This is a genomic window from Piscibacillus halophilus, assembly GCF_900110685.1.
GTDB lineage: Bacteria > Bacillota > Bacilli > Bacillales > Alkalibacillaceae > Piscibacillus > Piscibacillus halophilus.
In genome coordinates this window covers 82996-107797 of sequence record NZ_FOES01000004.1, presented here as the reverse complement: position 1 = coordinate 107797, position 24802 = coordinate 82996, and the positions used below count along the sequence as shown (strand labels likewise).

At 36.2% G+C, this 24802-nt stretch carries 29 protein-coding genes and 1 other annotated feature; of the genes, 27 read left to right on the top strand and 2 right to left on the bottom strand.

Going from position 1 to position 24802, the window contains the following annotated elements; all coding sequences use genetic code 11:
- Positions 1–14 precede the first annotated feature (14 nt).
- The 20 genes from minC (at position 15) to yajC (ending at position 14554) form a co-directional block, all read left to right on the top strand.
- Entirely contained in the window at positions 15–686 is a 672-nt protein-coding gene (minC, locus tag BMY57_RS03815; RefSeq protein ID WP_091772705.1) for a septum site-determining protein MinC, read from the top strand.
- 1 nt (position 687) lies between these two features.
- Positions 688–1485, top strand: coding sequence for a septum site-determining protein MinD (gene minD / locus BMY57_RS03810; RefSeq protein ID WP_091772704.1), 798 nt, complete (start codon positions 688–690; stop codon positions 1483–1485).
- Positions 1486–1610: 125 nt separating this feature from the next.
- The gene (locus BMY57_RS03805) at positions 1611–2378 is read left to right on the top strand and encodes a M23 family metallopeptidase (protein ID WP_091772703.1); all 768 of its coding nucleotides are present in this window, start codon (positions 1611–1613) and stop codon (positions 2376–2378) included.
- Positions 2365–3210 (top strand): M50 family metallopeptidase, encoded by an 846-nt coding sequence (locus tag BMY57_RS03800; protein WP_091772702.1) that lies wholly within the window; start codon positions 2365–2367, stop codon positions 3208–3210. The genes BMY57_RS03805 and BMY57_RS03800 overlap by 14 nt, the downstream gene beginning before the upstream one ends.
- A gap of 254 nt (positions 3211–3464) precedes the next feature.
- Positions 3465–3540, top strand: a sequence feature (ribosomal protein L21 leader region).
- A gap of 13 nt (positions 3541–3553) precedes the next feature.
- Positions 3554–3862, top strand: coding sequence for a 50S ribosomal protein L21 (gene rplU / locus BMY57_RS03795; RefSeq protein ID WP_091772701.1), 309 nt, complete (start codon positions 3554–3556; stop codon positions 3860–3862).
- Between the two features lie 11 nt (positions 3863–3873).
- Complete coding sequence (locus BMY57_RS03790; protein ID WP_091772700.1) at positions 3874–4206, top strand: ribosomal-processing cysteine protease Prp; 333 nt, start codon at positions 3874–3876, stop codon at positions 4204–4206.
- A gap of 14 nt (positions 4207–4220) precedes the next feature.
- Complete coding sequence (gene rpmA / locus BMY57_RS03785; RefSeq protein WP_091772699.1) at positions 4221–4511, top strand: 50S ribosomal protein L27; 291 nt, start codon at positions 4221–4223, stop codon at positions 4509–4511.
- Between the two features lie 122 nt (positions 4512–4633).
- A complete protein-coding gene (locus BMY57_RS03780; protein WP_175615116.1) occupies positions 4634–5143 on the top strand; it encodes a Spo0B domain-containing protein in 510 nt (169 codons plus the stop codon).
- Positions 5144–5153: 10 nt separating this feature from the next.
- Positions 5154–6446, top strand: coding sequence for a GTPase ObgE (gene obgE, locus BMY57_RS03775; protein ID WP_091772697.1), 1293 nt, complete (start codon positions 5154–5156; stop codon positions 6444–6446).
- Between the two features lie 181 nt (positions 6447–6627).
- Positions 6628–7191, top strand: coding sequence for a LysM peptidoglycan-binding domain-containing protein (locus BMY57_RS03770; RefSeq protein ID WP_091772696.1), 564 nt, complete (start codon positions 6628–6630; stop codon positions 7189–7191).
- Between the two features lie 69 nt (positions 7192–7260).
- Entirely contained in the window at positions 7261–8019 is a 759-nt protein-coding gene (gene nadE, locus BMY57_RS03765; protein ID WP_091772695.1) for an NAD(+) synthase, read from the top strand.
- Positions 8020–8070: 51 nt separating this feature from the next.
- Complete coding sequence (locus tag BMY57_RS03760) at positions 8071–8580, top strand: YhcN/YlaJ family sporulation lipoprotein (protein ID WP_175615119.1); 510 nt, start codon at positions 8071–8073, stop codon at positions 8578–8580.
- 54 nt (positions 8581–8634) lie between these two features.
- Positions 8635–9393 carry a (S)-benzoin forming benzil reductase gene (locus BMY57_RS03755; protein WP_091772693.1) on the top strand — a complete coding sequence of 253 codons (759 nt, stop codon included), beginning with the start codon at positions 8635–8637 and terminating at the stop codon, positions 9391–9393.
- A 21-nt stretch (positions 9394–9414) separates the two neighbouring features.
- Positions 9415–10134, top strand: a complete 720-nt coding sequence (locus BMY57_RS03750; RefSeq protein ID WP_091772692.1) for a YebC/PmpR family DNA-binding transcriptional regulator — start codon at positions 9415–9417, stop codon at positions 10132–10134.
- A gap of 116 nt (positions 10135–10250) precedes the next feature.
- A complete protein-coding gene (gene ruvA, locus BMY57_RS03745; protein ID WP_091772691.1) occupies positions 10251–10859 on the top strand; it encodes a Holliday junction branch migration protein RuvA in 609 nt (202 codons plus the stop codon).
- A 15-nt stretch (positions 10860–10874) separates the two neighbouring features.
- Complete coding sequence (ruvB, locus tag BMY57_RS03740) at positions 10875–11873, top strand: Holliday junction branch migration DNA helicase RuvB (RefSeq protein WP_091772690.1); 999 nt, start codon at positions 10875–10877, stop codon at positions 11871–11873.
- Positions 11874–12071 (top strand): DUF2905 family protein, encoded by a 198-nt coding sequence (locus tag BMY57_RS03735; protein ID WP_091772689.1) that lies wholly within the window; start codon positions 11874–11876, stop codon positions 12069–12071. It abuts the gene before it with no gap.
- A gap of 17 nt (positions 12072–12088) precedes the next feature.
- Entirely contained in the window at positions 12089–13117 is a 1029-nt protein-coding gene (gene queA, locus BMY57_RS03730; protein WP_091772688.1) for a tRNA preQ1(34) S-adenosylmethionine ribosyltransferase-isomerase QueA, read from the top strand.
- An 18-nt stretch (positions 13118–13135) separates the two neighbouring features.
- Complete coding sequence (gene tgt / locus BMY57_RS03725; protein ID WP_091772687.1) at positions 13136–14275, top strand: tRNA guanosine(34) transglycosylase Tgt; 1140 nt, start codon at positions 13136–13138, stop codon at positions 14273–14275.
- A gap of 15 nt (positions 14276–14290) precedes the next feature.
- Positions 14291–14554, top strand: a complete 264-nt coding sequence (gene yajC / locus BMY57_RS03720; RefSeq protein WP_091772686.1) for a preprotein translocase subunit YajC — start codon at positions 14291–14293, stop codon at positions 14552–14554.
- A 48-nt stretch (positions 14555–14602) separates the two neighbouring features.
- On the opposite strand, the gene BMY57_RS03715 is transcribed toward yajC, so the two are convergent.
- Positions 14603–14971 (bottom strand): TIGR04086 family membrane protein, encoded by a 369-nt coding sequence (locus BMY57_RS03715; protein ID WP_091772685.1) that lies wholly within the window; start codon positions 14969–14971, stop codon positions 14603–14605.
- Between the two features lie 127 nt (positions 14972–15098).
- Between BMY57_RS03715 and BMY57_RS03710 the strand changes: the two genes are divergently transcribed.
- Together BMY57_RS03710 and BMY57_RS03705 are read left to right on the top strand one after the other, a co-directional pair.
- A complete protein-coding gene (locus BMY57_RS03710) occupies positions 15099–16382 on the top strand; it encodes an ArsB/NhaD family transporter (RefSeq protein ID WP_091772684.1) in 1284 nt (427 codons plus the stop codon).
- A gap of 71 nt (positions 16383–16453) precedes the next feature.
- A complete protein-coding gene (locus BMY57_RS03705; protein WP_091772683.1) occupies positions 16454–17095 on the top strand; it encodes a DUF421 domain-containing protein in 642 nt (213 codons plus the stop codon).
- Here BMY57_RS03705 and spoVB read toward each other — a convergent pair.
- Entirely contained in the window at positions 17085–18635 is a 1551-nt protein-coding gene (gene spoVB, locus BMY57_RS03700) for a stage V sporulation protein B (RefSeq protein ID WP_091772682.1), read from the bottom strand. The two genes, BMY57_RS03705 and spoVB, sit on opposite strands and share 11 nt — an antisense overlap.
- 120 nt (positions 18636–18755) lie before the next feature.
- Here spoVB and BMY57_RS03695 point away from each other — a divergent pair, with 120 nt between their 5' ends.
- The 5 genes from BMY57_RS03695 to BMY57_RS03675 all read left to right on the top strand — a co-directional run bounded on the left by BMY57_RS03695 (position 18756) and on the right by BMY57_RS03675 (position 24674).
- Entirely contained in the window at positions 18756–19040 is a 285-nt protein-coding gene (locus tag BMY57_RS03695; RefSeq protein WP_091772740.1) for a post-transcriptional regulator, read from the top strand.
- 33 nt (positions 19041–19073) lie between these two features.
- Complete coding sequence (secD, locus tag BMY57_RS03690; protein ID WP_091772681.1) at positions 19074–21356, top strand: protein translocase subunit SecD; 2283 nt, start codon at positions 19074–19076, stop codon at positions 21354–21356.
- A 106-nt stretch (positions 21357–21462) separates the two neighbouring features.
- On the top strand, positions 21463–21798 hold the full coding sequence (locus BMY57_RS03685) for a LapA family protein (RefSeq protein WP_091772680.1): 336 nt from the start codon (positions 21463–21465) through the stop codon (positions 21796–21798).
- A gap of 64 nt (positions 21799–21862) precedes the next feature.
- Positions 21863–24172: a single-stranded-DNA-specific exonuclease RecJ gene (gene recJ, locus BMY57_RS03680; RefSeq protein ID WP_177176323.1), complete on the top strand. Its 2310-nt coding sequence runs from the start codon at positions 21863–21865 to the stop codon at positions 24170–24172.
- Positions 24162–24674: an adenine phosphoribosyltransferase gene (locus BMY57_RS03675; protein ID WP_091772678.1), complete on the top strand. Its 513-nt coding sequence runs from the start codon at positions 24162–24164 to the stop codon at positions 24672–24674. The genes recJ and BMY57_RS03675 overlap by 11 nt, the downstream gene beginning before the upstream one ends.
- Positions 24675–24802 lie beyond the last annotated feature (128 nt).

The following is a 24802-nucleotide window of genomic DNA, read 5'->3' as shown; positions in this document are numbered from 1 at the left end:
GGGGTGTACCTATTATGTCAGAATGGAACCATTATGTAACGATGAAGGGAACCAATAATGGAATTGTCGTTTACTTAGATGATCAATGCTCTTTTGATTTTTTATTAAAAGAGTTAGAAAATAAATTAGTTAATAATCAAACATCTGGGGCAACAGACATTACGATACATAGTCAGCACCGTTATTTAAGCGAGGATCAACGTCAAACGCTCATTCAGTTGATAGGTCAACATAGTGAGTTAACGGTGAAAAATATTGAGTCCTATGTGTTAACTCGAGAAAGTGCCTATGAATTATATGAACATACAACAGTCAAAACGGTCATGAAAACAATCAGATCAGGACAAGTTCATGAAGTTAAAGGTGATGCTTTAGTCATCGGTGATGTTAATCCTGGAGGAGCCGTGCATGCATCAGGTAACATTTTTGTGCTTGGAAAGTTAAGAGGTATAGCACACGCAGGGGTTGAAGGAGACGAGAACTGTATTGTGGCTGCTTCTTATATGCATCCCAATCAAATTAGAATTGCTTCTAAAATTAGTCGTGCTCCCGATTATGATGTTCAAGGCTCTCCTAGAGAGTTTGCCTTTATAAATCCATCAACAGAACAAATCGAATTGGATCAATTACAGCATATACAAAAAATACGTCCTAAGCTCTTAGACGTTTTTGAAAGGGGATTGTAATATGGGTGAATCAATAGTTATTACATCTGGTAAAGGTGGGGTAGGTAAAACGACTACTACAGCCAATATTGGGACAGCATTAGCTTTAATGGGACAAAAGGTATGTTTAATTGATACAGACATTGGGCTAAGGAACTTAGATGTCGTATTAGGATTAGAAAACCGTATTATATTCAACTTAATTGATGTTATTGAAGGTCGTTGCAAGTTGCAATCAGCGCTTGTTAAGGACAAACGATTCGAATGTTTGCACCTTCTACCGGCAGCTCAAACAAGTGATAAGAACGAAATTTCACCAGAATCAATTACCCAATTAGTAGATGAGTTAAAGCCTGATTATGATTTTATTTTAATTGATTGTCCAGCAGGTATTGAGCAAGGATATAAAAATGCTGTTGCTGGGGCAGATAAAGCGATCGTTATTTCAACACCTGAAAAATCTAGTATCCGAGATGCGGATCGTATTATTGGGTTATTAGAACAAGAGGAATTAGAGAATCCTCCATATTTAATCATCAATCGAATCCGAAAACATATGGTTGACAGTGGAGATATGCTTAGTGTAGATGAAATAGTATCCACATTGTCTATCGAGTTGTTAGGCATTATTTTAGATGATGAAGACGTTATTCGTTCTTCACATCACGGTGTTCCCGTTGCCTTTCAACCTGACACAAAGGCTTCAATTAGTTATCGAAACATCGCCAGACGTATATTAGGTGAACAAGTTCCACTCATGTCCTTTGATGAGGAAAAAGGGTTTATGACTAAAGTGAAGAAATTGTTAGGAATGAAATAACCTTTAAAAGCACACATTTTAAATCTGTGTGCTTTTTTATATTAATCTATAATTTTTATAGCTTGTATCATATCTCTCTCATTCCTTGAATAAGCTAGTACAAAATAGAAAAGGAATGGTGAGAAATGAGTCGTAAACTAGATGAAATTAGAAGTAATATTGCTAAACGTAAAAACCTAAAGAACAAAATAAATAAATCATCAACATATTCTTATCATGCACTATTAGATGATGAAGAGCGCCATGGTTATACTTCATATCCAAAAGCTGACTCTACAGAGTTTCGAACACCTAAATCCACGAAATACTTAATGAAATTTTTAGGTTCAGCCATAATTGTCTTTTTTACTTTATTTGTTTATCAAACACAGCTTCCACTATTAAATCAGTTAAAGCCATTTGTTCATCAAACGATGACTGAAGATTTGCCATTTGCCACTGTACAAGCTTGGTACGATGAGCATTTCGCAACACCATTTCTATCATTTGGAAGAGATGAAGAACGCATGGTAAATCAAGACGTACAATCTGTACCTGTTAGCGGTGTACAGAGGGAGCGAGTAAGGGACTACGAAGATGGTATATCTATTGAAGTGGTTGAGGCGCAAAACGTTTATCCATTAGATCGAGGAACAGTGTTATTTGCAGGAGAAAAGTCTGACACGGGAAATACGGTAATTATTCAACATGAAGATGGGACAAAATCAGTATACGGTCATCTGAATACAATTGATGTTTTTCATTATCAATTTGTTTCACCAGGTCAGGCAATTGGTAAAATTGAACCTGATGAATTAGTCGGTTATACTAATATGTATTTTGCAGTACAAGATGGTAGTCAATTCGTTGATCCAGTTCAGTTTATTTTAGGAGATACGGATGTTTCGAACTAAAGTGATTCAATTTCACCCACTATTACTACTACTCTTAATTGGTAGTTATTTTTTGGGGTTATTCATTGAATTGATCGCCTTTTTCATTATCATCACCATACATGAACTTGGACATTATACTGCTGCAAGGTACTTTAAGTGGAAAATAACGCGTCTAATGATATGGCCATTTGGTGGAGTAATGGAAACAGAAGACTTTTATAATCGATCAAGTAGAGAGGAATTATGGGTGATAATAGCTGGTCCTTTACAACATATTTGGATTTACATCGTTTTACTCGTCCTAAATGGTTTTCATATTGAACATATCATTTTGGATCAGTTATGGATGATTAATACTGTCATTTTATTATTTAACCTTATACCTATTCTTCCACTCGACGGTGGGAGAATTCTGTTTGTGTTCGTTTCTCAATATATTGCATTTCATCAAGCGATTATTTGGATGTCGATTATTTCAATGACGACTATTGCCATTACTAACATTTTGCTGTATTTATTATCGTGGACAAGCATTCATTTAACATTCTTATCTATTTTCTTGCTACTCGATAATTGGCTTCTTTATCGAAATAAACATATCATGTTGCTCAAACACTTATTATCTCGTTACTTTGTGTCGGGAGTAGATCAATCTAAGGTTGAACTATTAAGAGTTAGTCAACATACACCATTGAGTGAAATAGTGAAACATTTTAAAAAGGATTGTTATCACTATATTTTTGTTGGTAATCACAATAATCTCATAACAGAAGAAGATTGTTTGCAAACATTTTTTACAGAAAACAAACCGAATATATCGGTGTCTAACATTCATGCAAAAGAAGCATAGTTAATTAAGATTGGAGCTGACAAGAAAGTCATGATCATGACGAATTAGCGCAGCTTCTTTTTTATTGGTTATTTCAAATAAGTGGAGATCTTGAAATTTATGAAAAAATAAAATAGGTCTTTACAAGTACTAGTTATTTTTAATAAAATGAACAACGGTTGGTAGCAGAGAGACATCGAATTCAACATGGTTGAAGGTTGACAAACTCTTTCATAACGTGCTATTATGTATTTTGTTATGCATAAATGTAGCACCCGCTGCTACAACCGCTCAGAAGAGGTCTTGAAACTTACAATCGTAAGTACCTCGATGGCGAGTCTTAGTTTTTGAGGAGGTGCAGAGAATGTACGCAATTATTGAAACTGGTGGAAAACAAATCAAAGTAGAAGAAGGTCAATCAGTATTCATCGAAAAGCTTGACGCTGAAGCTGGTGAAGAAGTTACGTTTGACAAAGTCCTTTTTGTTGGTGGCGACAACGTAAAAGTTGGATCTCCGGTAGTTGAAGGTGCAACTGTTACAGGTAAAGTTGAAAAGCAAGGCAAAGGACGCAAAATTACTGTTTTCAAATACAAGCCGAAGAAAAATTACAAGCGTAAGCAAGGTCATCGTCAGCCTTATACAAAAGTGACAATCGAAAAAATTAATGCGTAAGGGTATTCCACATGGTTGAATTTAAATTGTTTAAAGATACACATGGTGCCATTCAAGGATTTGAGTTGAGTGGACACGCTAATAGTGGTCCGTATGGTCACGATTTAGTATGTGCAGCTGTGTCAGCTGTTTCATTTGGTACGGCTAATTCAATTATGGAGCTATGTCAGATTGAACCTGAGATTGAGCAAGGAGCCGAAGGTGGCTATCTTAAATTGCTCTTACCTAATAGGATGTCTGATGAGCAGAGGGATAAAGCCCAAACGTTACTTCAAGGAATGCTGGTTACATTCCAAACAATCGAAAAAGATTATCATCAATATATAACCATCATAGAACATTAAGGAGGTGCATTTCGATGCTACGTCTAGATTTACAGTTTTTCGCACAGAAGAAAGGTCAAGGTAGTTCCAAAAACGGACGTGATTCAGAATCCAAACGTCTTGGAGCTAAACGTGCTGACGGCCAAATGGTAACTGGTGGTTCTATTCTTTACCGTCAACGCGGTACAAAAATCTACCCAGGTGAAAACGTAGGCCGAGGTGGAGACGATACACTATTTGCTAAAACTGATGGTGTTGTACACTTCGAACGTTACGGTCGTGACCGTAAAAAAGTTAGTGTATACCCAGTAGCACAAGAAGTATAAATCCTTGAATTAAAAGCTGACTCATCAAGAAGAGTCAGCTTTTATTCTTTTTAAGAGCCCATATATACATAAAGTCATAGTTTGAATGTGATATGATATTATAAAAAGGCAGGGTGAGGAATTTGCAAGTTAATATAAAAGATGTTTTATATTTGTTGCGTCTATATCGCCATGATTTAATGAATCATTTGCAGTTAGTCGATGGTTATGCAAGCATGAAACAATATGAGCAATCTCAGGAAAAACTTCATCATCTCATCATGCAATTAAAGAATGAACGCCAGTTGCAAACATTAGATGCTCCTCAATATGTTTATTGGCTGTTATCATTAAATTTATTTGAGAGAGAAATGAACTTTGATTTCGAGATTGAAAATCATGAAACATCGATAGAAGATTATGATGGTCAAATAACTCATGATGGAAAACGGTTATTTGAACAAATAAAAGCACAGCTTGACTCTCTAATCCATTTACATATTCTTGTTCAAATAAAATATGATCATGATTGGTATATTAAGTATCACATTAAGGGTATAGAATCATTGGATGATATAACCTTTTATAGTTATGGGCAATTGAAGGTTATAAAAAATGAAAAAGAAACTTCATTTGTATTTACTTATAAGTAGGTGAGATAAAATGTTTGTCGATCAGGTACAGGTCTTTGTTAAAGCTGGTGATGGAGGAAATGGGTTAGTCGCATTTCGTCGTGAGAAATATGAACCTATGGGAGGTCCCGCAGGTGGAGATGGTGGTAATGGAGGCGACGTTGTTTTTGAAGTGGATGAAGGGTTAAACACGTTAATGGATTTCCGTTATCAAAAACATTTTAAAGCGTCACGTGGTGAAAATGGAATGAGTAAAGGAATGCATGGTAAAAATGCTGACCCATTAGTCGTACCAGTCCCGCCCGGTACGACCATAAGAAATGCGGATACTGGAGAATTAATTGCGGATTTAACTCAACATAAGCAAAGAGCCGTGATCGCCCAAGGGGGACGAGGTGGACGTGGAAATATTCGCTTTGCCAACGCTCGTAACCGTGCGCCAGAATTGGCTGAAAATGGTGAGCCTGGTGAGGAATTATACATCAAATTAGAATTGAAAGTGTTAGCAGATGTAGGGTTAGTCGGTTTTCCAAGTGTAGGGAAGTCAACATTGCTATCAGTTGTCAGTGCTGCTAAACCTAAAATTGCTGATTATCACTTTACAACCCTCGCTCCTAACCTTGGAATGGTACGAACGGAAGATGACCGAAGTTTCGTTATGGCGGATTTACCTGGATTAATTGAGGGTGCCCACTCAGGAGTTGGGTTAGGTCATCAATTTTTACGTCATATAGAGAGAACGCGTGTTATTGTTCATGTGGTCGATATGTCTGGATTGGAAGGGCGAGATCCTTATGATGATTTCGTTACCATAAACGAAGAATTAAGGCAATATGATGAGCGATTGATGGAACGTCCGCAAATTATTGTGGCTAATAAAATGGACATGCCAGATGCTGAAGAGCATTTGGATATGTTTAAAGAGCAATTAACTGAAGATTATTCTATTTTTCCAATATCAGCGATTACTAAAGAGGGTGTTCGCGATTTATTGTATGCCATTGCAGATGAGCTAGAGAAAATTCCTAAAAACCGATTTGAAACATTGGATGAAGAGAAACAAACAGATGAACGTGTCATTTATAAATTTGAGAAAGAAGACGATACGATTCAAATAACACGTGATCCTGATGGTGCGTACGTTATTTCTGGAAAAACGATTGAGCGAATTTTTAAAATGACAGATTTCAATCGTGATGAGTCTGTTAGAAGGTTTGCTCGACAAATGCGTCATTTAGGAGTTGATGATGCGTTACGTAAACGTGGAGCAAAAGATGGTGACACGATCCGATTATTAGATTTTGAATTTGAGTTTATTGAATAATTTCAGTGGGTAATTGTTATTACCATACTAAGTTGCACTAGCTGTGATTGAAAAATCATGGCTGGTGTATTTTTACTTACTAATACTTTGAATACCTCGTTCATTTTATAGGCAAACGCTCAACATTTTGCTCCTTTTGCATAATGTGTTAGTGGGATTATAATCTGAAAGGAGTATCATCATGAGAATTCATGTTGTGCAAAAAGGTGAAACATTTGAATCGATTGCCAAAAAGTATCATATCTCAGTCGATGAGCTAGTTAATATGAATCGGCATTTAGATTATTCAAATGACCCTTTGCCTAAAATGAAAGTTAAGGTTCCTATGGTCGTCGAGGAAAAACCGAGTGAAGAACCAATCTTAAATGTTTCGGATAAACGTATGGCACCGCCTCACGATCCAAATAAGCCAAAAATGTTACCAAGGGTAAAAGAAGATGAATTTGTTATTAGTGATAAGGTTATCTCTTCAATAGAAGAAAACCAAAAAGATGAATATATCCAACAATTTTTGCCTGAAGGGTATGAGAATTGGGTCATACCTGAACCATATCCAACACAAACGTATGATTATCATTACGTAAACCAGACGATGGCACCTTATCCTTATGAACAACGTCAATATGCCCAGCCTTATTACAATCCTTATGGATATATGAATCAAAATCCGTATGGTTATACTTACAATAATCAGTACTATTATCGACCTTATAACCCTTGTGGGTGCAATGGTTATTATTATTAACCTTTTGTCATGATATAACATCTTATGGTAGAATATATAACAATAAATGTCGGAAAAGGGGACTAGGGTATGGAAAAACATGTGGAACAATTAACGAAGTGGTTACAAATGAAAGTTGAAGAAGCAAATGTTAACGGTTTACTTGTAGGATTAAGTGGAGGGATCGATTCATCGGTTGTTGGTTATTTAATCAAAAGAGCCCTTCCTGAACATTCATTAGGTGTCGTTATGCCTTGTAAAAGTAATGGCCAAGATGAGGCAGATGCTCAGTTAGTGATAGAAGGTTCGCAAATTGATTCCGTGACAGTTGACCTTACAGATCAACATGAATTGTTGTTTAGCAGCATTAAAAAACAATTACAGAACAAAGGTGACTGGAACGATAAAAACGAGAAATTAGCAGATGCAAATTTACGAGCTAGATTAAGAATGAGTACTCTTTATACCATAGCTACAAACTACAATTATTTAGTCGTAGGAACTGATAATGCGGCAGAATGGTATACTGGATACTTCACAAAATATGGTGATGGTGGAGTTGATTTAGTACCATTGCTTCACTATACTAAAACTGAGGTACGTGAATTAGCCAAAGAGTTAGGTGTACCAGATCAAATTATTCATAAAGCCCCAAGTGCGGGTCTTTGGGAAGGTCAAACAGATGAATCTGAAATGGGCATTTCCTACGATACGATTGATGCGTTTCTACGCGGGGACAAAATCAGTGAAGAAGATAAGCAGACTATTGTAAAAATGCACGAACGAACAGCTCATAAACGTGATTTACCAACATCACCGCCGGATTTCCATCATTTCACATTAGAATAGACGAATGAGAAACACCTCTTATTTCAAACTAATGATATGGAGGTGTTTTCATTGTTTAAGAAATCGATTTTACTTATAAGTTTGATCTTCTTGGGTGCGTGTACGTTTGTAAATCCTGAACAAGAAGAGGAAAGCATTACAGATGGTGAAGAGACGACTGATATTCAGTTTGATCAGCCAGAAGAGCCCACAACTGAAGAAAAAATCAGGTATAATGCGTATCCGAACCCTTATGAGTATTATGAGCAACGTGAAACAGATGAATCCCTAGGGAATACGGATAATCGTGATCGCATTCGAGATGAGAAATTCAAAAGAAGAAATGAATTGAATCGTCAAATTTACTATGAATTAAGGAATATGCGTGAGATTAGAGAGGCTGGAGTTGCGGTTACTGAAGATCAAATTTATGTCGCAGTTTATTTAGCGAGTCGAGTAGAAGAAGAGGAAGCTATTGAAAAAGTTAAAGAAGTAGTAGAAAATATAACTGGTAGAACAGATATATCTGTTAGTGTGGATGAAGAATTCCACAACCGCATTGAAGATCGACAAAAAGATTAGTGAAAAGGAGGAACCTCCTTTTCACTTACATAATGAAAATTGGGGGATTTAACAATGAAATTTGCAATTGTAACCGGTGCTTCTCGCGGTTTAGGTGAAGAAGTAGCCAAAAATTTATTAGAAGAAGGATATAATTTATTCACAATATCAAGAAAGAGAAAAACAAATGAACTAAAAAACTTGGCTAATGAAAGCCGTAAGTCTTATTATCATCATTCATGCGATTTAAGCGACCTTGAAAAATTGAATGATACGTTACATGAAATTGTAACGAAATTACATAAAGATTCTTTAGATGAATTGTTAATCGTCAATAACGCTGGGATGGTAAGTCCGATTGGTCCTGTCGGATCGATTGAAAATCATGAGATCGCCAAGCATGTTTCAGTTAATTTAACAGCGTTAATGATTATTGTTAATACGATGAAAAAGCATATCAATACCGATCGTTTATTTGTCGTTAATGTGACTTCAGGTGCAGCTGAGCGTGCTGTATATGGTTGGAATGCTTATGGTTCGACAAAAGCAGCAGTTAATTTGTACACTGAAACAGCTGCCCTTGAAGCGGAAGAATTAAAATCAAATGATCTACACATAGCTTTTAGTCCTGGTATAATGGATACGAATATGCAAGAAGAAATTCGTCGTTCTGATGAAGACAACTTTAAGCAGGTCGATCAATTTAAACAATATAAAGAAGAAGGTAAACTAAGAAGTCCAAAAGAAGTGGCGGATCTAATGATGGGACTTATCAAAGATTCAGCCAACTTAGAAAATGGCAAAGTTTATCGTGTCTATGATCTTGTAAAGTAATACATCGGGGGAGGAGAAACAATGGCAGGTCATTCAAAATGGCACAATATTAAACATAAGAAAAACGCTAAAGATGCAAAACGCGGAAAAATATTTATGAAATTAGCTAAAGAAATTTATGTGGCAGCCAAACAAGGTGGAAGCGATCTAGAGACCAATTCTGCTTTACGCTTGGCAATTGATAAAGCAAAAGCTAATAATATGCCAAACGACAATATTGAGCGCGCGATTAACAAGGCGACTGGTAACGTAGATGGAGAAAACTATGAGGAAATAGTATACGAAGGCTATGGACCAGGTGGTGTGGCTGTAATGGTTGAAGCTCTTACAGATAATAAAAATCGTACAGCTTCAGAAGTGCGTCATGCCTTTTCTAAATATGATGGCAACCTCGGTGAAAATGGTTGTGTTTCTTTCATGTTCCATCGAAAAGGATACATCGTCATTAAACGTGAAGAAGTAGAAGTTGATGAAGATACTTTAATGTTAGAAGCCATCGAAGCAGGTTGTGAAGAATTTGAATCGAATGACGAAGTGTATGAAATCTATACATCGGTAGAAGATTTTGAAGATGTACGAAATGCATTACAGGATTCTTATCCACTTGAAGTTGCAGAATTATCGATGTTTCCAGACACATATTCATCTTTAGATGATGATCAACAAAGTAAAATGGAAAAAATGATTGATATGCTAGAAGATTTAGATGATGTTCAGGAAGTTCATCATAATATGCAATAAGTAATACCTCTCCTGTATGGGGAGGTTTTCAATTTTTCATCACTAAAATGTTTTAACTCATGTTAAACTATAAATAGAACGTTTGTTCAGAGCGAAGTGATTTTGAGGAGGAACTCATGTATTCATATATAAAAGGGGAATTAGTTGATTTAACGGAAGATTACATAATTGTTGAGGTTATGGGGATTGGTTATGAAATCATGAATGATAATCCATTTCGTTTTCAGCCCTTTTTAAATCAACTAGTAAAGATATATACATATTTACATGTTCGAGAAGATGCTCAAATCTTATATGGATTTAAAGAAGAAGAGGAAAAAGAGATGTTTAAGAAGCTGTTAAACGTATCAGGAATCGGGCCAAAGCATGCGATGAATATTGTTGGACAAACCACTGTTCACGATTTTGCTTTAGCGATCGAAAAAGAAGATGATCAATTCTTAACTCAATTTCCTGGTGTTGGGAAGAAAACAGCTCGCCAGATGATTCTTGACTTAAAAGGAAAAGTAAATGAATGGATGAATCATTCGACTAATCAAACTGTTGATGAGTATCAATCAACTAGCGAGTCAGGAACTAGTCATTATGAAGAAGCTATTGAGGCGTTAAAAGCGTTAGGTTATTCATCAAAAGAGATTAATAAAGTATCCGTTCAGTTAAAAACACTCGAAGCTACATCGACAGATGATATTGTGAAAAAAGGATTACAATTATTAATGCGTTAAAAGTAGGTGAAGTAAATGGAAGATCGGATGGTCTCAGGTGAGCTGCAACATGAAGAACAAGATGTTGAACAAAGCTTGCGTCCAACTAGACTTGCGCAATATATTGGACAATCAAAAACCAAGGAAAATTTAAGTATTTTTATTGAAGCTGCTAAAATGCGTGAGGAATCATTAGACCATGTTTTATTATATGGTCCACCTGGATTAGGAAAAACAACCATGGCGTCCATTATTGCCAATGAGATGGGCGTGCAATTTAGAACAACATCTGGACCTGCGATTGAACGAGCAGGTGATTTAGCTGCGATTCTTTCGTCATTAGAGGCTGGAGATGTTTTATTTATTGATGAAATACATAGGTTACCGAGGTCCGTTGAGGAAATACTATATCCAGCGATGGAAGATTTTGTTTTAGACATTGTGATTGGTCAGGGTTCAGAAGCTCGTTCTGTTCGTTTGGATTTACCTCCTTTTACGTTAGTCGGAGCTACAACGCGAGCAGGATTACTTTCAGCCCCACTTAGAGATCGTTTTGGAGTATTAAGTCGATTAGAGTTTTATAATATTGAAGAATTGAGCATGATTATAAAGAGGACTGCAGAGATTTTTGAGGTGGAAATCGAAGAAGATGCTGCTGGAGAGATTGCTTCACGTTCTCGAGGAACACCTAGAATTGCTAATCGATTATTAAAACGAGTCCGTGACATTGCCCAAGTGAGACAGGAAAACTCAATTACATTACAGACGACTCAACAAGCTTTGTCGATGTTACAGGTGGACATTGCAGGTTTGGATCATATCGACCATAAGTATTTACTTGGAATCATAGATAAGTTTCAAGGTGGTCCAGTTGGCCTAGATACGATATCTGCTACAATTGGAGAGGAATCTCAAACGATAGAGGATGTTTATGAGCCCTTTTTACTTCAGCAAGGTTTCATTCAACGAACTCCAAGAGGACGTGTGGCAACTATTAAGGCCTATGAACATTTTGACAGGGAGGTCCAATCGTAAATGGATTTTGGAAAGATATTGGTCGTTATTGGAATTGTGTTAATTGTCATAGGTATTTCATGGAGTTTTATTGGTAAGCTTCCAGGAGATATTACGTTTAAAAAAGGGAATACGACCGTTTATTTTCCGATTGTGACATCCATTGTGATTAGTATTATTTTAAGTTTAATTTTCTTTGTAATAGGTAGGTTTAGATAGAGGGAAGTGAGAACAACATGAATATTGAGGATTTTGATTTTGAATTACCTGAGGAATTAATTGCTCAGACACCGCTAGTTGATCGTTCGAGTTCACGATTAATGGTTTTAAATCGTGAACAGGAGACCATTAATCACCGTTATTTTTACAATATTGTTGACTATTTAAATCCAGGTGATTGTCTCGTTCTTAATAATACGAAAGTTATGCCTGCTCGATTATTTGGAGAAAAAGAGGATACAGGTGGAAAAATTGAGTTATTACTTTTGAATCAACTAGAAGGTGATGAATGGGAAGTTCTTGTTAAGCCTGCTAAAAAAGTGAAAGAAGGCACAAGGCTTTCATTTGGAGATGGTTTATTAAAAGCGGTATGTACGGGGCAAAAAGAACATGGTGGAAGATTGATTCGTTTCGAATATGATGGAATCTTTTTAGAAGTATTAGATCAATTAGGCGAAATGCCATTGCCCCCTTATATTAAGGAACAATTGGATGATCGTGATCGTTATCAAACTGTTTACGCTGAGGAAGTTGGTTCAGCAGCTGCCCCTACAGCTGGTCTGCATTTTACAGAAGAATTGTTGGAGCAAATCAAAGCCAAAGGGGTTCATATAGCTTATATCACCTTACATGTAGGACTTGGAACATTTCGACCAGTACAAGTCGAAAATATCGAAGAACATGATATGCACGCTGAGTTTTATCAAATGAATCAACAGACGGCAGATTTACTTAATGACGTTAAACAAAGAGACAACAAAATCGTTGCGGTTGGAACCACATCAGTTCGTACGTTAGAGACAATTGCGAGAGATGAAGATGGGAAGTTTAAGGAAGCGAACGGATGGACCGATATATTTATTTATCCTCCGTATCAATTTAAAGCCATTGACGCGATGATTACAAACTTCCATTTGCCAAAATCAACGTTAATCATGTTAGTCAGTGCTTTTGCAAATAAAGAATTTATCTTAAATGCTTATAACGAAGCTGTAAAAGAACGCTATCGCTTCTTTAGCTTTGGAGACGCAATGTTAATTTTATAATAAAGGTGACTTAGGAATATGACTGCGATTAAGTATGAGTTAATTAAAACATGTAAACAAACAGGAGCTCGTTTAGGAAGAGTTACAACTCCTCATGGATCATTTGAAACCCCGGTGTTTATGCCGGTTGGAACTTTAGCAACCGTAAAAACTATGGCTCCAGAGGAATTGAAGGACATCGGGGCGAATATTATATTATCAAACACTTATCATTTATGGCTTCGACCTGGCGAAGATATAGTTGAGGAAGCTGGTGGCCTTCACAAGTTTATGAACTGGGATGGTTCTATTTTAACTGACTCAGGCGGATTCCAAGTGTTTAGTTTAAGTGATATGAGAAAAATCGAAGAAAAAGGCGTTCATTTCCGTAACCATTTGAGTGGAGAGAAGCTATTTTTATCACCTGAGGGTGCGACCAAAATCCAAAACTCTTTAGGTTCAGATATTATGATGGCCTTTGATGAATGCCCACCTTACCCTGCTACTTATGATTATATGAAATCCTCCGTTGAGAGGACGAGCCGTTGGGCTGAACGTTGCCTTGAGGCTCATCAAAAACCGGATCAACAAGGGTTATTTGGGATTGTTCAAGGTGGAGAGTATGAAGATCTAAGAAAACAAAGTGCACAAGATTTAATATCATTAGATTTTCCTGGATATGCGATTGGTGGACTATCTGTTGGTGAACCTAAAGATGTTATGAATCGTGTTTTAGATTTCACAACACCGTTACTACCAGATGATAAGCCACGTTATTTAATGGGAGTAGGGTCACCTGATTCATTAGTGGACGGTGCTATTCGTGGAGTGGACATGTTTGATTGTGTCTTACCAACACGTATTGCGCGTAATGGGACATGTATGACATCAAAAGGTCGAGTGGTGGTTAGAAACGCTAAATTTGCAAGAGATTTTACACCATTAGATGATGATTGTGATTGTTACACATGCCGAAATTATACGAAAGCCTATCTTCGTCACTTAATTAAAACAAATGAAACACTAGGAATAAGGCTTACGACTTATCATAACCTGTACTTTTTGGTAAAATTAATGAAGGACGTCAGGGAAGCCATAAAAGAAGATCGCTTAGGTGATTTTCGTGATCAGTTTTTTGATCAATATGGTTTTAATAAACCTAATGCAAAGAATTTCTAGAAAGGAGGGGCAGCAATGGAATTACTAGGAAGTCTATTACCAATTATTCTATTTATCTTATTATTTTGGTTGATTCTAATTCGTCCACAACAAAAACGCCAAAAACAAGTAAGAGAAATGCAATCAAACTTACAAAAGGGAGATCGTGTTATTACGATTGGTGGTCTCCACGGCACAGTACATGCTTTAGATGAAGGCACACTTGTAATAGAAGTACAAGAGGGAACGAAACTTACATACGATCGTTCAGCTGTACGTGAAGTAGTTCAATCTAACTAAATAAAATTAGAGCCGACTCTTTAGAGAACGGCTCTTTTTTAATGTTTGCTAACTTTTTTTGATATTGACCCCAAACATTCCACCTACCACTGCTGCTAGTACAAAAATTAAGAAGTATAAGAATTGATTTTGATACATCCAAGCATCTTGAGCAAGGAACTGATATAAAATAATTCCTATGACATAAATAATCCCAACCACAGCTCCTGTTAACCAGCCCTTTTCCTCTGTTTTTTTACCTCCTATAAAACCACCAACCATTAAGACGAGGACACTTGTGATAAAACTAATCCATTGAAAAGCTGAAGAAGATAAAGTAGAGAAATTAACTATTATAGCAATCACTAGACTCCCCACAAGCATCAGACCAATTACGGTCACAACACCTATAAAACTTGCTTTCATACGTTCACCCATGTTTCTACCTCCCTTAATATTTAAAAAACGCCCATTTGGCAACTTGTCTTAATATAAAATATGCATGTTTGACCAAGAAAAGACGTATTTATTTGGTAAGGGAGAAACCGTAAAGGAGATATTGGATATGGAAGCTATGATTGTTGTAACTATTTTTGTGATTAGCTATGTATTTTTATTGTTGGACAAGATTAATCGAGCTCTGATTGCGGCAACTGGAGCTGCATTAATGGTCTTATTTGGAGTTTTTTCTTGGGACGAAGCTTTATCATCATATGTTGATTGGAGTACGGTTGCTTTACTCTTTTCAATGATGGTAATCATTTCAATTACACAGAGAACTGGTATATTTGAGTTTATAGCATTATGGATGATTAAAAAAGTTAGTGGACAACCAATGGCGCTATTTTTTTGGATTGGAATCTTAACCGCGATTGGTTCTGCTTTATTGGATAACGTAACGACAGTGTTATTATTAGTTCCAGTTTTGCTTCATATGATAAGACAATTAAATTTACGTGCTTTTCCATATTTAGTGAATGTTATCATTAGTTCCAATGTTGGAGGAACCGCAACCATGATTGGTGATCCTCCTAATATAATGATTGGCCAAGCTGTTCCTTATTTTGATTTTCTGGATTTTATTTTTCATTTAGGCCCAGTGGTTGTAGTGATTCACACTATTACGCTGTTCTTACTATATTTGATGTTTAAAAACTCATTGATCAAGGGAAACCAACTCGATCAAGAATTTGTGAAAACGTTAAACCCTAATGATTCGTTAAAGAAAACACCACTTCTTTACCAATCTATCACGATATTGTTATTAACGATGGTAGCTTTTACATTACATGGCTTTTTGCATATAGAGCTTACAACGATTGCGATTATGTCAGCTTTACTTATGCTTTTAATATCTGAAAATGACGAGTCTAGTGAAGTTGTCTTTCAAAAAGTCGAATGGACCACACTTTTCTTCTTTGTTGGATTATTCGTGTTAGTTGGTGGGTTAGAAAAAGCAGGTATTATTGATCAAATAGCCTATACATTTATAGATTGGACAGACGGGGATGCGTTTACTTCATCTCTTGTTATATTATGGTCAGCAGGTATTTTATCAGGCTTTGTGGATAATATTCCTTATGTGGCATCCATGATTCCGGTCATTGAAGAATTTGAAGGGTTTGGAGTTTCCCCTATTGATCCTTTGTGGTGGGCATTAGCTTTGGGAGCTTGTTTAGGAGGGAATGGTTCTCTATTAGGAGCTTCTGCGAATGTAGTGGTAGCTGGGATTGCTAGTACCCATGGGGAGAAAATTCCTTTTATAAAATTTATGTTTTATGGTTTAATTATCGTTTTGCTTTCTTTAACTATCTCAACTGTATACGTAATTGGACGCTATTTTCTTTAAAAATAGGATTAGAATAGACCGAGTCATCCTGGTTAAAATAAGTTGGAAAATATAAAAGGGATGACAAAAATATGTTGGATATCTGGACATTAGTATTTCGAACGTTTGGGGTATATGTTGCCATTTTTATTGTATTCCGTTTAATGGGAAAACGAGAAATAGGCGAATTAAGTGTGATGGATTTAGTCGTTTTTATCTTATTAGCTGAGTTTGCCGTATTTTCCGTAGAAAAGACTGATCAATCGTTTCTACTTTTATTAACTCCAATGGCAGTATTACTCGTTGCTCAATTGTTCAGTGCTTATATATCATTAAAAAGTCCAAAAGTAAGAGCATTTTTGGATGGACGCCCTTCCATTATTATAAAAAATGGAAATATCGATGAGCGTGAAATGAAGCGTCAACGTTATAATATGGACGATTTACTCGTTCAATTAAGGGAAAATGGGATTATTGATTTCAAACAAGTCGAGCTTGCCATTCTGGAGACGAGTGGCAAGCTTTCTGTGTTTGAAAAAAAAGACAACCCACCGTCAATTATTGAACCAATCATCATTGACGGTGAATTGCAAACAAAAGGATTAGAAGAGTTAAACATGACCGAAGAACGTTTTTATCAGTTGCTTGAAGAACGTGGGGTTTATGATATAAAGCATATCTCAATAGCCCAGATGGGGCCTGACAATCAATTGTTTATTGATTTTAAAGATTAGCCTTACTACGTTTTTTTAATTGTTCCCACTCTTCTTTAGAAACAATTTGTAAAAGAATAAGTCCAATTAAATAAACAGCCATTAAAATGATGATCGCAAAAATAAGTGAAATGATATTCGTATCTGTTGTCCATAGCTGTTGAAGTCGCTCACCAATAAAGTAAATCAGAATTAAAAGCCCGATCATTTTAGATACTAGTGAAAATGGAATCATAAATCCAATGGTTTTGTACAGAGTTACAAAGTGTAATAAAGTCACGACCATAATACCTACGATAATGGAAATGACAACACCTTCAATTCCAAACGAAGGTTTGGTTGCTAACAACCATAAAGTCGATAATTTGACTAATGAACCAATTAAACTGTTAATCATCGCTTGCTTTGCATAATCTAATGCTTGTAAAGCTGCCTGTAATGGTGCTTGGAAATATAACAATAAGAAAAATGGTGCCATAAAGGTTAAAAATTGTGTTCCATCTACATTACCATATATGAGATTTAAGATTGGGTGAGCGAATAACATAAATACAATCGTCATAACTCCACCCGAAGCATAAGACAACCGTAATGCTTGTCTAATTCTATAATGCACAGAGTTTTGATGATTTAATGCATTAAACTCACTGACAGATGGGATTAATGCAACGGATAAGGAATGAGTAATGAATGTTGGTAATAATAACAAAGGTAAAACGTAACCAGTTAACTGTCCATAGGCAGCCGTGCTTTGGGATACCGTGTACCCGGCAATGAATAAGCTTTGTGAGACTAGTATTGGTTCTAAAAAGTAAGTGACGGAACCTATAAGACGAGTACCAGCCGTCGGAAGTGCAATGTGCATAATATCGTTGAACGTATTTCGTAATTGATCAATTTTACCTTTAATGAAAATCGAAACAGGTCGATGTTGGTCTGTTTTAAAACAATAATAAATAAAGCTTAATGAGGCTAATTCACCTAAAACAACCGCAAACATCGCGCCTCCAGCTGCATAGCTCACACCATAAGGTAACATTATTTGAATGAACAGAAAGACTAGTCCGATTCGAACGACTTGTTCAATTACTTGTGCCATTGCTTGTGGTTTCATGTTTTGAATACCTTGAAAGTACCCACGTAAAACAGACGATACAGCAATAATAGGGATAATCGGACTGATCATCAACATCGGAATATAGGTTCGGTCATCAAGTAATAAATGTTGGGATACAATCGGTGCAAATAGGATAAATAAGACGGTAAGTATGATACTTAAACTGATTGTGATGGTAAAGGATATATATAATATTCTCCTTACACGATTCGTATCATTTTGGATACTAGCTTCAGCGACAAGCTTGGACACGGCAACTGGTATCCCTATTTGTGATAATGTAATCATTAAGAATAGAGCTGGAAGAGCAAGCATGTAGACTCCAACACCTTCATCACCCAGCAATCTGGCTAGGACAATCCGGTTTACGAAGCCCAAAAGACGACTAATCATACCTGCAATGATCAATATTAAAGCACCTTTAATAAATGTTTGTTTTGACATTTCTGCATGCCTACCTTCTCAAAAAGATGAAAATTCGGTACAATAATGTATATGCTGAAAGATGTACAAGTCATGACATCGACTTTCAGTTCGTGAAGGGGGATTTTTCACTTGGAACCAATGGTACAGCACGTTGATGTATGGAAACCTTATATTAAAGAAGTTTTAGAGAGTAAAGTAAGCGAATTGAAATTATTAGGTTATAATGGCGTTAATGATTTTGAAGTTTGGGAATGCTTAAAAAAGAAGGTTTGGAAAAAGGAACAGACATTACCGTTGTTCCAAGTTGTACAAGATATCTTACATCTAAGTGGAAGTGTCTATATGAGTTATTTAACCGTTGAAAGTCAACAAGCGACAGATCTAATGGCACAAATTGAAGCATTAAACAGTACAGAAAATTAAATATTGGCCAGGAAGGTTAGGGGGACATTACATATGGGTAGAAAGGGCAGAATAACAGCCTTTTTTCTAATTGTCATCATACTAGGTGGCATTATTGGTTCTACAACCAATACAATCGCTAAAGATATACCACTAGGTTTAGATCTTCAGGGTGGTTTTGAACTGTTATATGAAGTGGAGCCACAACAAGAGGGACAAGAAGTTACTGACCGAATGCTTGATGCGGTTGTGCAATCCCTTTATCAACGTGTTGATATCCTAGGGGTAAATGAGCCAAGAATTAATATTGAAGGGAATGACCGGATAAGGGTCCAGCTTGCGGGTGTTGATAACCCAGACCAGGCAAGGGAAATACTTGCGACAACGGCGAAACTTTCCTTTAGAGATGTTAACAATGAATTATACTTTGATGGTTCACAAATTGTACCAGGTAGTGCACAACAGGATTTTCATCCGGATACGAATATGCCTGTTGTTACGTTTCAATTGAACAGTACGTTTGAAAACAATGAATATGAGAATTTGTACGATGCTTCTTCTAGTATTCTTGAAAAATATGGACCTGATGGCCGGATGGTTGTGTGGATGGACTACGAAGAAGGCGATACATTTGACGAAGAAATCAATAAATCTGATCAAGGAAAAATATTAACTGCTCCAGGATTTAAAGATGGTAAACCTATAGCAGGATCAGACATTATGATTGATGGAATGGAATCCATTGAGGAAGCCAAACAATTAGCAGACCTATTAAATGCAGGTTCACTACCAGCTGATTTAAATGAAATTTATTCAGTTTCAGTTGGGGCTCAGTTTGGTGAGCAAGCTTTAAATAAAACAGTTTTTGCTAGTATTATAGGTGTTTTACTCATTTTCCTATATATGATTGCGTATTATCGATTCCCAGGAGTAATTGCATCTATTACGTTAACAGTATATATCTTCTTAATTTTATTAGTCTTTAACATGATTAATGGTGTCCTAACTTTACCGGGTATTGCAGCACTCGTACTAGGTGTTGGTATGGCGGTCGATGCGAACATTATTACTTATGAACGGCTAAAAGAGGAACTAAAAGCTGGTAAATCAACACTTGCGGCTTTTAATGCAGGTAATAAACGCTCATTAGCTACGATTCTTGATGCGAACGTCACTACCTTATTAGCAGCGATTGTCTTATTTGTTTTTGGTACAAGCTCTGTTAAAGGGTTCGCAACGATGTTAATCATTAGTATTATTTTAAGTTTCATTACAGCTGTATTTTTATCCCGTTTACTTCTTGGGTTATGGATCAAGAGTAAATTCTTAAACAAACGCCCTAAATGGTTTGGTGTTAAACCTGAAGAAATACAAGACATAGCTAAAGGTGAAGAGGTCAAACCTCATTTCTTGGGTAAAACATTTGATTTTGTTCAGCATCGTAAAAAGTTCTTTATCATTTCAATTGCTTTAGTGGCTATTGGAGCAGGGTTCTTACTCTTTAGAGGATTAAATCTAGGAATTGATTTCGTTAGTGGTTCACGTGTCGAAGTGTTAGCCGATCAGCCACTTACAACAGAACAAGTTGAGGAACAATTCAATGACTTAGGTTATGAACCTATACAAATTGTCCTAGCTGGAGATAACTCAGAAATTGGCACAGTGCGTTTCGACAAAGTGTTACAGGATGATGAGATCGCAGAAATCAATTCTCATTTTAATGAAGTTTACGGTAATGAACCTAATGTTAGTACCGTTACTCCTAAAGTAGGTCGGGAACTGGCGATGAATGCTGTACAAGCCGTTCTCTATGCATCTATTGGGATTATTATTTATTTAGCCTTTAGGTTTGAGATGTTCTTTGCGATCACCTCGATTATTGCATTATTACATGACGCATTCTTTATATTAGCGTTATTTAGTATTTTCCAGTTTGAATTTAGTGTGGTCATTATCGCAGCCATTTTAACAATCGTCGGTTATTCGATTAACGATACGATTGTTACGTTTGACAGGATAAGAGAAAATCTCAGGTTGGAAAAACGGGTTAAATCCTTTAAACACTTAGCTAGTGTTGTTAACAAGAGTCTAATGCAAACACTAGCCCGTAGTTTTAATACCGTTATTACAGTAGTGTTTGCGGCATTAATGTTATTTATATTTGGTGCTCAAGCCATCACCTATTTCTCATTAGCATTAATTGTCGGTTTAATCGCTGGTACTTATTCTTCCCTTTTCCTTGCTGCCCAACTTTGGTTAGTTTGGAGAGGTAAAAACATCGATCAGAAACCAGTAGATTACAGGAAAAAGAAAAAGCCAGAAGGACCACAAGTTTAAGAGTAGCAGCCCAGTTAGTGTTTATGTCTAACTGGGCTTTTTAAGTTTGATTGCGTAACTTTAACGGGTATAATAACCATAAAATCGAGTATAGGAGTTGGTATATTTGAAGCAACAGTCGTGGATTGTATTATCATTAGTTTTTGCACTTTTAATTGCTGTATTTGCTGTCATTAATATTGAAACAGTTGAGGTTGATTTTTTATTTGTAAAAACTAATGCTCCGCTAATTTTAGTCATTTTATTGTCAGTTTTAATGGGAGCATTACTAATTGTCGGATTTAGTTTTTCGAAGATTTATCAACTTCAAAAAGAAGTTAGGACGTTAAAAAATGAAAATAACAAACTAAAAGAATCTCAGCAAACAAAAACAGAGGTGAAAGAACCGAAGTCAAAACAGTCAAAACAACAAGATCAGCAAAACAAAGAAAATCATGAATAAACCTTATACTTCATTGATACCCCTGGTGAGCTCTAGTATAATGAATCTCGTCAGGGGTGAACTTATGCTAGAGAGTAAAATGAAATGGGTATTACATAACGTGGTAAACACACCAGCCATTGATTTACCTTTTTCAAATGTTATAAAACGAATGCTTGCCAAAAGAGGTATTCAAACAACTGAAGATGCAAATCAATTTTTACATGCGAGTCTAGAAGATTTGCATGATCCTTTTTTGTTTTCAGATATGAACATAGCTGTTGATCGAATTCGAAAAGCTATAGAACATCATGAACAAATCTTGATCTTTGGAGATTATGATGCTGATGGTGTTACATCCACAGCTGTTTTAGTTCGTACACTCCGTAGATTAGGGGCAAATGTACATTATTATATTCCGAACCGTTTTACAGAAGGGTATGGACCCAATGAAAATGCTTTTATGGAAGCACATGAAGCGGGTATTGATCTTATCATAACAGTTGATACAGGGATTGCTGCTCCTAATGAAGCAAAGCTTGCTAAACAGTTAGGTATCGATTTGATTATAACGGATCACCACGAGGAGCAGGATGAAATGCCTGAAGCATTGGCTATTATTCACCCTCGCTTATCGGAAATGTATCCTTTCGATCACCTAGCGGGAGTCGGAGTAGCCTTTAAATTAGCTCATGCTTTACTTGGACAACTTCCTAAAGAATTGCTTGCTTTAGCTGCTATCGGAACTGTTGCAGACCTTGTACCTTTAATAGATGAAAACCGAGTGATCGTTAAAAAAGGTCTAGAAGAATTACAGCATACGTCAGATGGTGGTTTAAAAGCATTGAAAACTATTGGAAAAATTGAAGAAGTAACGGAAGACTCAATAGGGTTTATCATTGGACCACGATTAAATGCAGTAGGGAGATTACAAGACGCTTCTTTAGCTGTTGATTTGTTATTAGAAGACGATGAGCTCATAGCTGAAGATATGGCCCAAGAAATTGATGCATTAAATAAAGAACGTCAAAAAATTGTTTCTAATTGTGTAGAAGAGGCGTTAGAGGAGATTGAAAATCATTATTTAAATGATAAAGTTATTGTATTAGCTAAAGAAGGTTGGAATCCTGGGGTATTGGGAATCGTTGCCTCACGTATTGTCAATCAATACCACCGTCCAACCATTGTTCTTGGAATTGACCCCGAAAAGAATGAAGCAAAAGGTAGTGCTAGAAGTATACCAGCTTATGATATTTTCAAAAATGGTATGGAAGTTCGTCACTTGTTTTTACAGTTTGGGGGACATGCTCAAGCAGCTGGAATGACGGTTGCAGTTGATCAAATCGATGAATTAAGAAAAGCGCTTAATGAGAGAGCTGAAGAGATACTCGATGAAAGTGACTTCCAACCCGTTTTAAACATTGAAGATGAAATTGATTGGGAGGAAGTTGACCTTAACCTTCCACGGCAATTGTCCTATTTAGCACCATTTGGTATGGGGAATGAAAAGCCTTATTTTCAACTTAATGGATTGACGTTGCTTGAGGCAAGAAAAATTGGGGCTAAGAAAAATCATATCAAGATTAGTGCATTAAAAGATTCAAAAAAGATTGACATGGTGGGCTTTCAAATCGGAGATGTAGCAGATTGTTTATCACCGGGGAGTTTAATTGATGTGGTTGGTGAGATTGAAATTAATGAATGGAATGGTCAGCAGAAATTACAACTCAAAATTAAAGATATTAGATGTTTAGAATCACAAGTTTTCGATTACCGAGGTAAAAAATTAGAGTTGATCAATTTACCTAAAGACGCTGTCATTATTACCTTTAAGGGCCAATCAAACCTGTTAGATTTTGATGTTATAGACTATAATAAGCATAAAGCTAATTTATCTAATCTACTACATGATACAACTAAGATTGTACTGATCGATTTACCTTCATCATTAACTGAACTAGAAGATGTCTTAAGTGTTCAGCATTATGAATCCATCTATGTATGCTTTCATAATCATGATGAACAATTTTTTACATCTAGTCTTACACGCAATCATTTTAAAACATTGTATACGACATTATTACAACATAAGGTGATACAAGAAAACCAGAAGCAACAATTAGCTAGAGCAAAAGGTTGGAATATGAAACAATTAGAATTTATGCTTCAAGTGTTTTTTGAATTAAATTTTGTTACAATGGAGAATGGTGATATTCGTTTGCAGTCGAATGTTCGACAGCAACCATTGACAAATTCAAAAACATATCTGGATCAGATGCAGAAAATTGAGGTGGAACGAACATTATATTACTCAACGGCTGATGAGCTGAAGGAGTGGATCATGTCTCACATGAAGCCTCAATTGAAGGAAGGAGAAGTTGTACATGGATTATAAACAGTACATTACGATTGTTGAGGATTGGCCAAAAGAAGGAATTAAATTTAAAGATATAACAACTTTAATGGATAACGGACAAGCATTTAAATCAGCTGTTGATGATATAGTTGAATATGCTCGTCAAAAGGATGTCGATATTGTTGTCGGACCTGAGGCGCGTGGTTTTATTGTTGGTTGTCCAGTAGCCTATGCACTAGAAATTGGATTCGCACCAGTTCGTAAGGAAGGAAAACTTCCGCGTGATGTAATCAAAGTAGATTACGGTTTAGAATACGGTGAAAACGTTCTAACAATCCATAAAGATGCAATTAAGCCAGGACAAAGAGTTTTAATCATTGATGACTTGTTAGCAACGGGTGGAACTGTTGAGGCATCAATTGATTTAGTCGAGCAGCTTGGTGGAGAAGTTGCGGGTTGTGCATTCTTAATTGAATTAACTTATTTAAATGGTCGAGATAAACTAAAAGATTACGACATTTTAACGTTAATGCAGTATTAATATAATACCGGCTGGCCTCTTACTTGGAGTCAGCCGGTATTATATACTAATTATTTGTTTTTGGACTTTACAATTTTCGTTATATTATTAATAATAAAACAAAACCTTCTTAATGGACGAGGATTAAT

Coding starts and splice junctions, on each gene's coding strand:
- minC (WP_091772705.1), top strand. CDS start 15: ATGTCAGAATGGAACCATTATGTAACGATGAAGGGAACCAATAATGGA.
- minD (WP_091772704.1), top strand. CDS start 688: ATGGGTGAATCAATAGTTATTACATCTGGTAAAGGTGGGGTAGGTAAA.
- BMY57_RS03805 (WP_091772703.1), top strand. CDS start 1,611: ATGAGTCGTAAACTAGATGAAATTAGAAGTAATATTGCTAAACGTAAA.
- BMY57_RS03800 (WP_091772702.1), top strand. CDS start 2,365: ATGTTTCGAACTAAAGTGATTCAATTTCACCCACTATTACTACTACTC.
- rplU (WP_091772701.1), top strand. CDS start 3,554: ATGTACGCAATTATTGAAACTGGTGGAAAACAAATCAAAGTAGAAGAA.
- BMY57_RS03790 (WP_091772700.1), top strand. CDS start 3,874: ATGGTTGAATTTAAATTGTTTAAAGATACACATGGTGCCATTCAAGGA.
- rpmA (WP_091772699.1), top strand. CDS start 4,221: ATGCTACGTCTAGATTTACAGTTTTTCGCACAGAAGAAAGGTCAAGGT.
- obgE (WP_091772697.1), top strand. CDS start 5,154: ATGTTTGTCGATCAGGTACAGGTCTTTGTTAAAGCTGGTGATGGAGGA.
- BMY57_RS03770 (WP_091772696.1), top strand. CDS start 6,628: ATGAGAATTCATGTTGTGCAAAAAGGTGAAACATTTGAATCGATTGCC.
- nadE (WP_091772695.1), top strand. CDS start 7,261: ATGGAAAAACATGTGGAACAATTAACGAAGTGGTTACAAATGAAAGTT.
- BMY57_RS03755 (WP_091772693.1), top strand. CDS start 8,635: ATGAAATTTGCAATTGTAACCGGTGCTTCTCGCGGTTTAGGTGAAGAA.
- BMY57_RS03750 (WP_091772692.1), top strand. CDS start 9,415: ATGGCAGGTCATTCAAAATGGCACAATATTAAACATAAGAAAAACGCT.
- ruvA (WP_091772691.1), top strand. CDS start 10,251: ATGTATTCATATATAAAAGGGGAATTAGTTGATTTAACGGAAGATTAC.
- ruvB (WP_091772690.1), top strand. CDS start 10,875: ATGGAAGATCGGATGGTCTCAGGTGAGCTGCAACATGAAGAACAAGAT.
- BMY57_RS03735 (WP_091772689.1), top strand. CDS start 11,874: ATGGATTTTGGAAAGATATTGGTCGTTATTGGAATTGTGTTAATTGTC.
- queA (WP_091772688.1), top strand. CDS start 12,089: ATGAATATTGAGGATTTTGATTTTGAATTACCTGAGGAATTAATTGCT.
- tgt (WP_091772687.1), top strand. CDS start 13,136: ATGACTGCGATTAAGTATGAGTTAATTAAAACATGTAAACAAACAGGA.
- yajC (WP_091772686.1), top strand. CDS start 14,291: ATGGAATTACTAGGAAGTCTATTACCAATTATTCTATTTATCTTATTA.
- BMY57_RS03715 (WP_091772685.1), bottom strand. CDS start 14,971: ATGGGTGAACGTATGAAAGCAAGTTTTATAGGTGTTGTGACCGTAATT.
- BMY57_RS03710 (WP_091772684.1), top strand. CDS start 15,099: ATGGAAGCTATGATTGTTGTAACTATTTTTGTGATTAGCTATGTATTT.
- BMY57_RS03705 (WP_091772683.1), top strand. CDS start 16,454: ATGTTGGATATCTGGACATTAGTATTTCGAACGTTTGGGGTATATGTT.
- spoVB (WP_091772682.1), bottom strand. CDS start 18,635: ATGTCAAAACAAACATTTATTAAAGGTGCTTTAATATTGATCATTGCA.
- BMY57_RS03695 (WP_091772740.1), top strand. CDS start 18,756: ATGGTACAGCACGTTGATGTATGGAAACCTTATATTAAAGAAGTTTTA.
- secD (WP_091772681.1), top strand. CDS start 19,074: ATGGGTAGAAAGGGCAGAATAACAGCCTTTTTTCTAATTGTCATCATA.
- recJ (WP_177176323.1), top strand. CDS start 21,863: ATGCTAGAGAGTAAAATGAAATGGGTATTACATAACGTGGTAAACACA.
- BMY57_RS03675 (WP_091772678.1), top strand. CDS start 24,162: ATGGATTATAAACAGTACATTACGATTGTTGAGGATTGGCCAAAAGAA.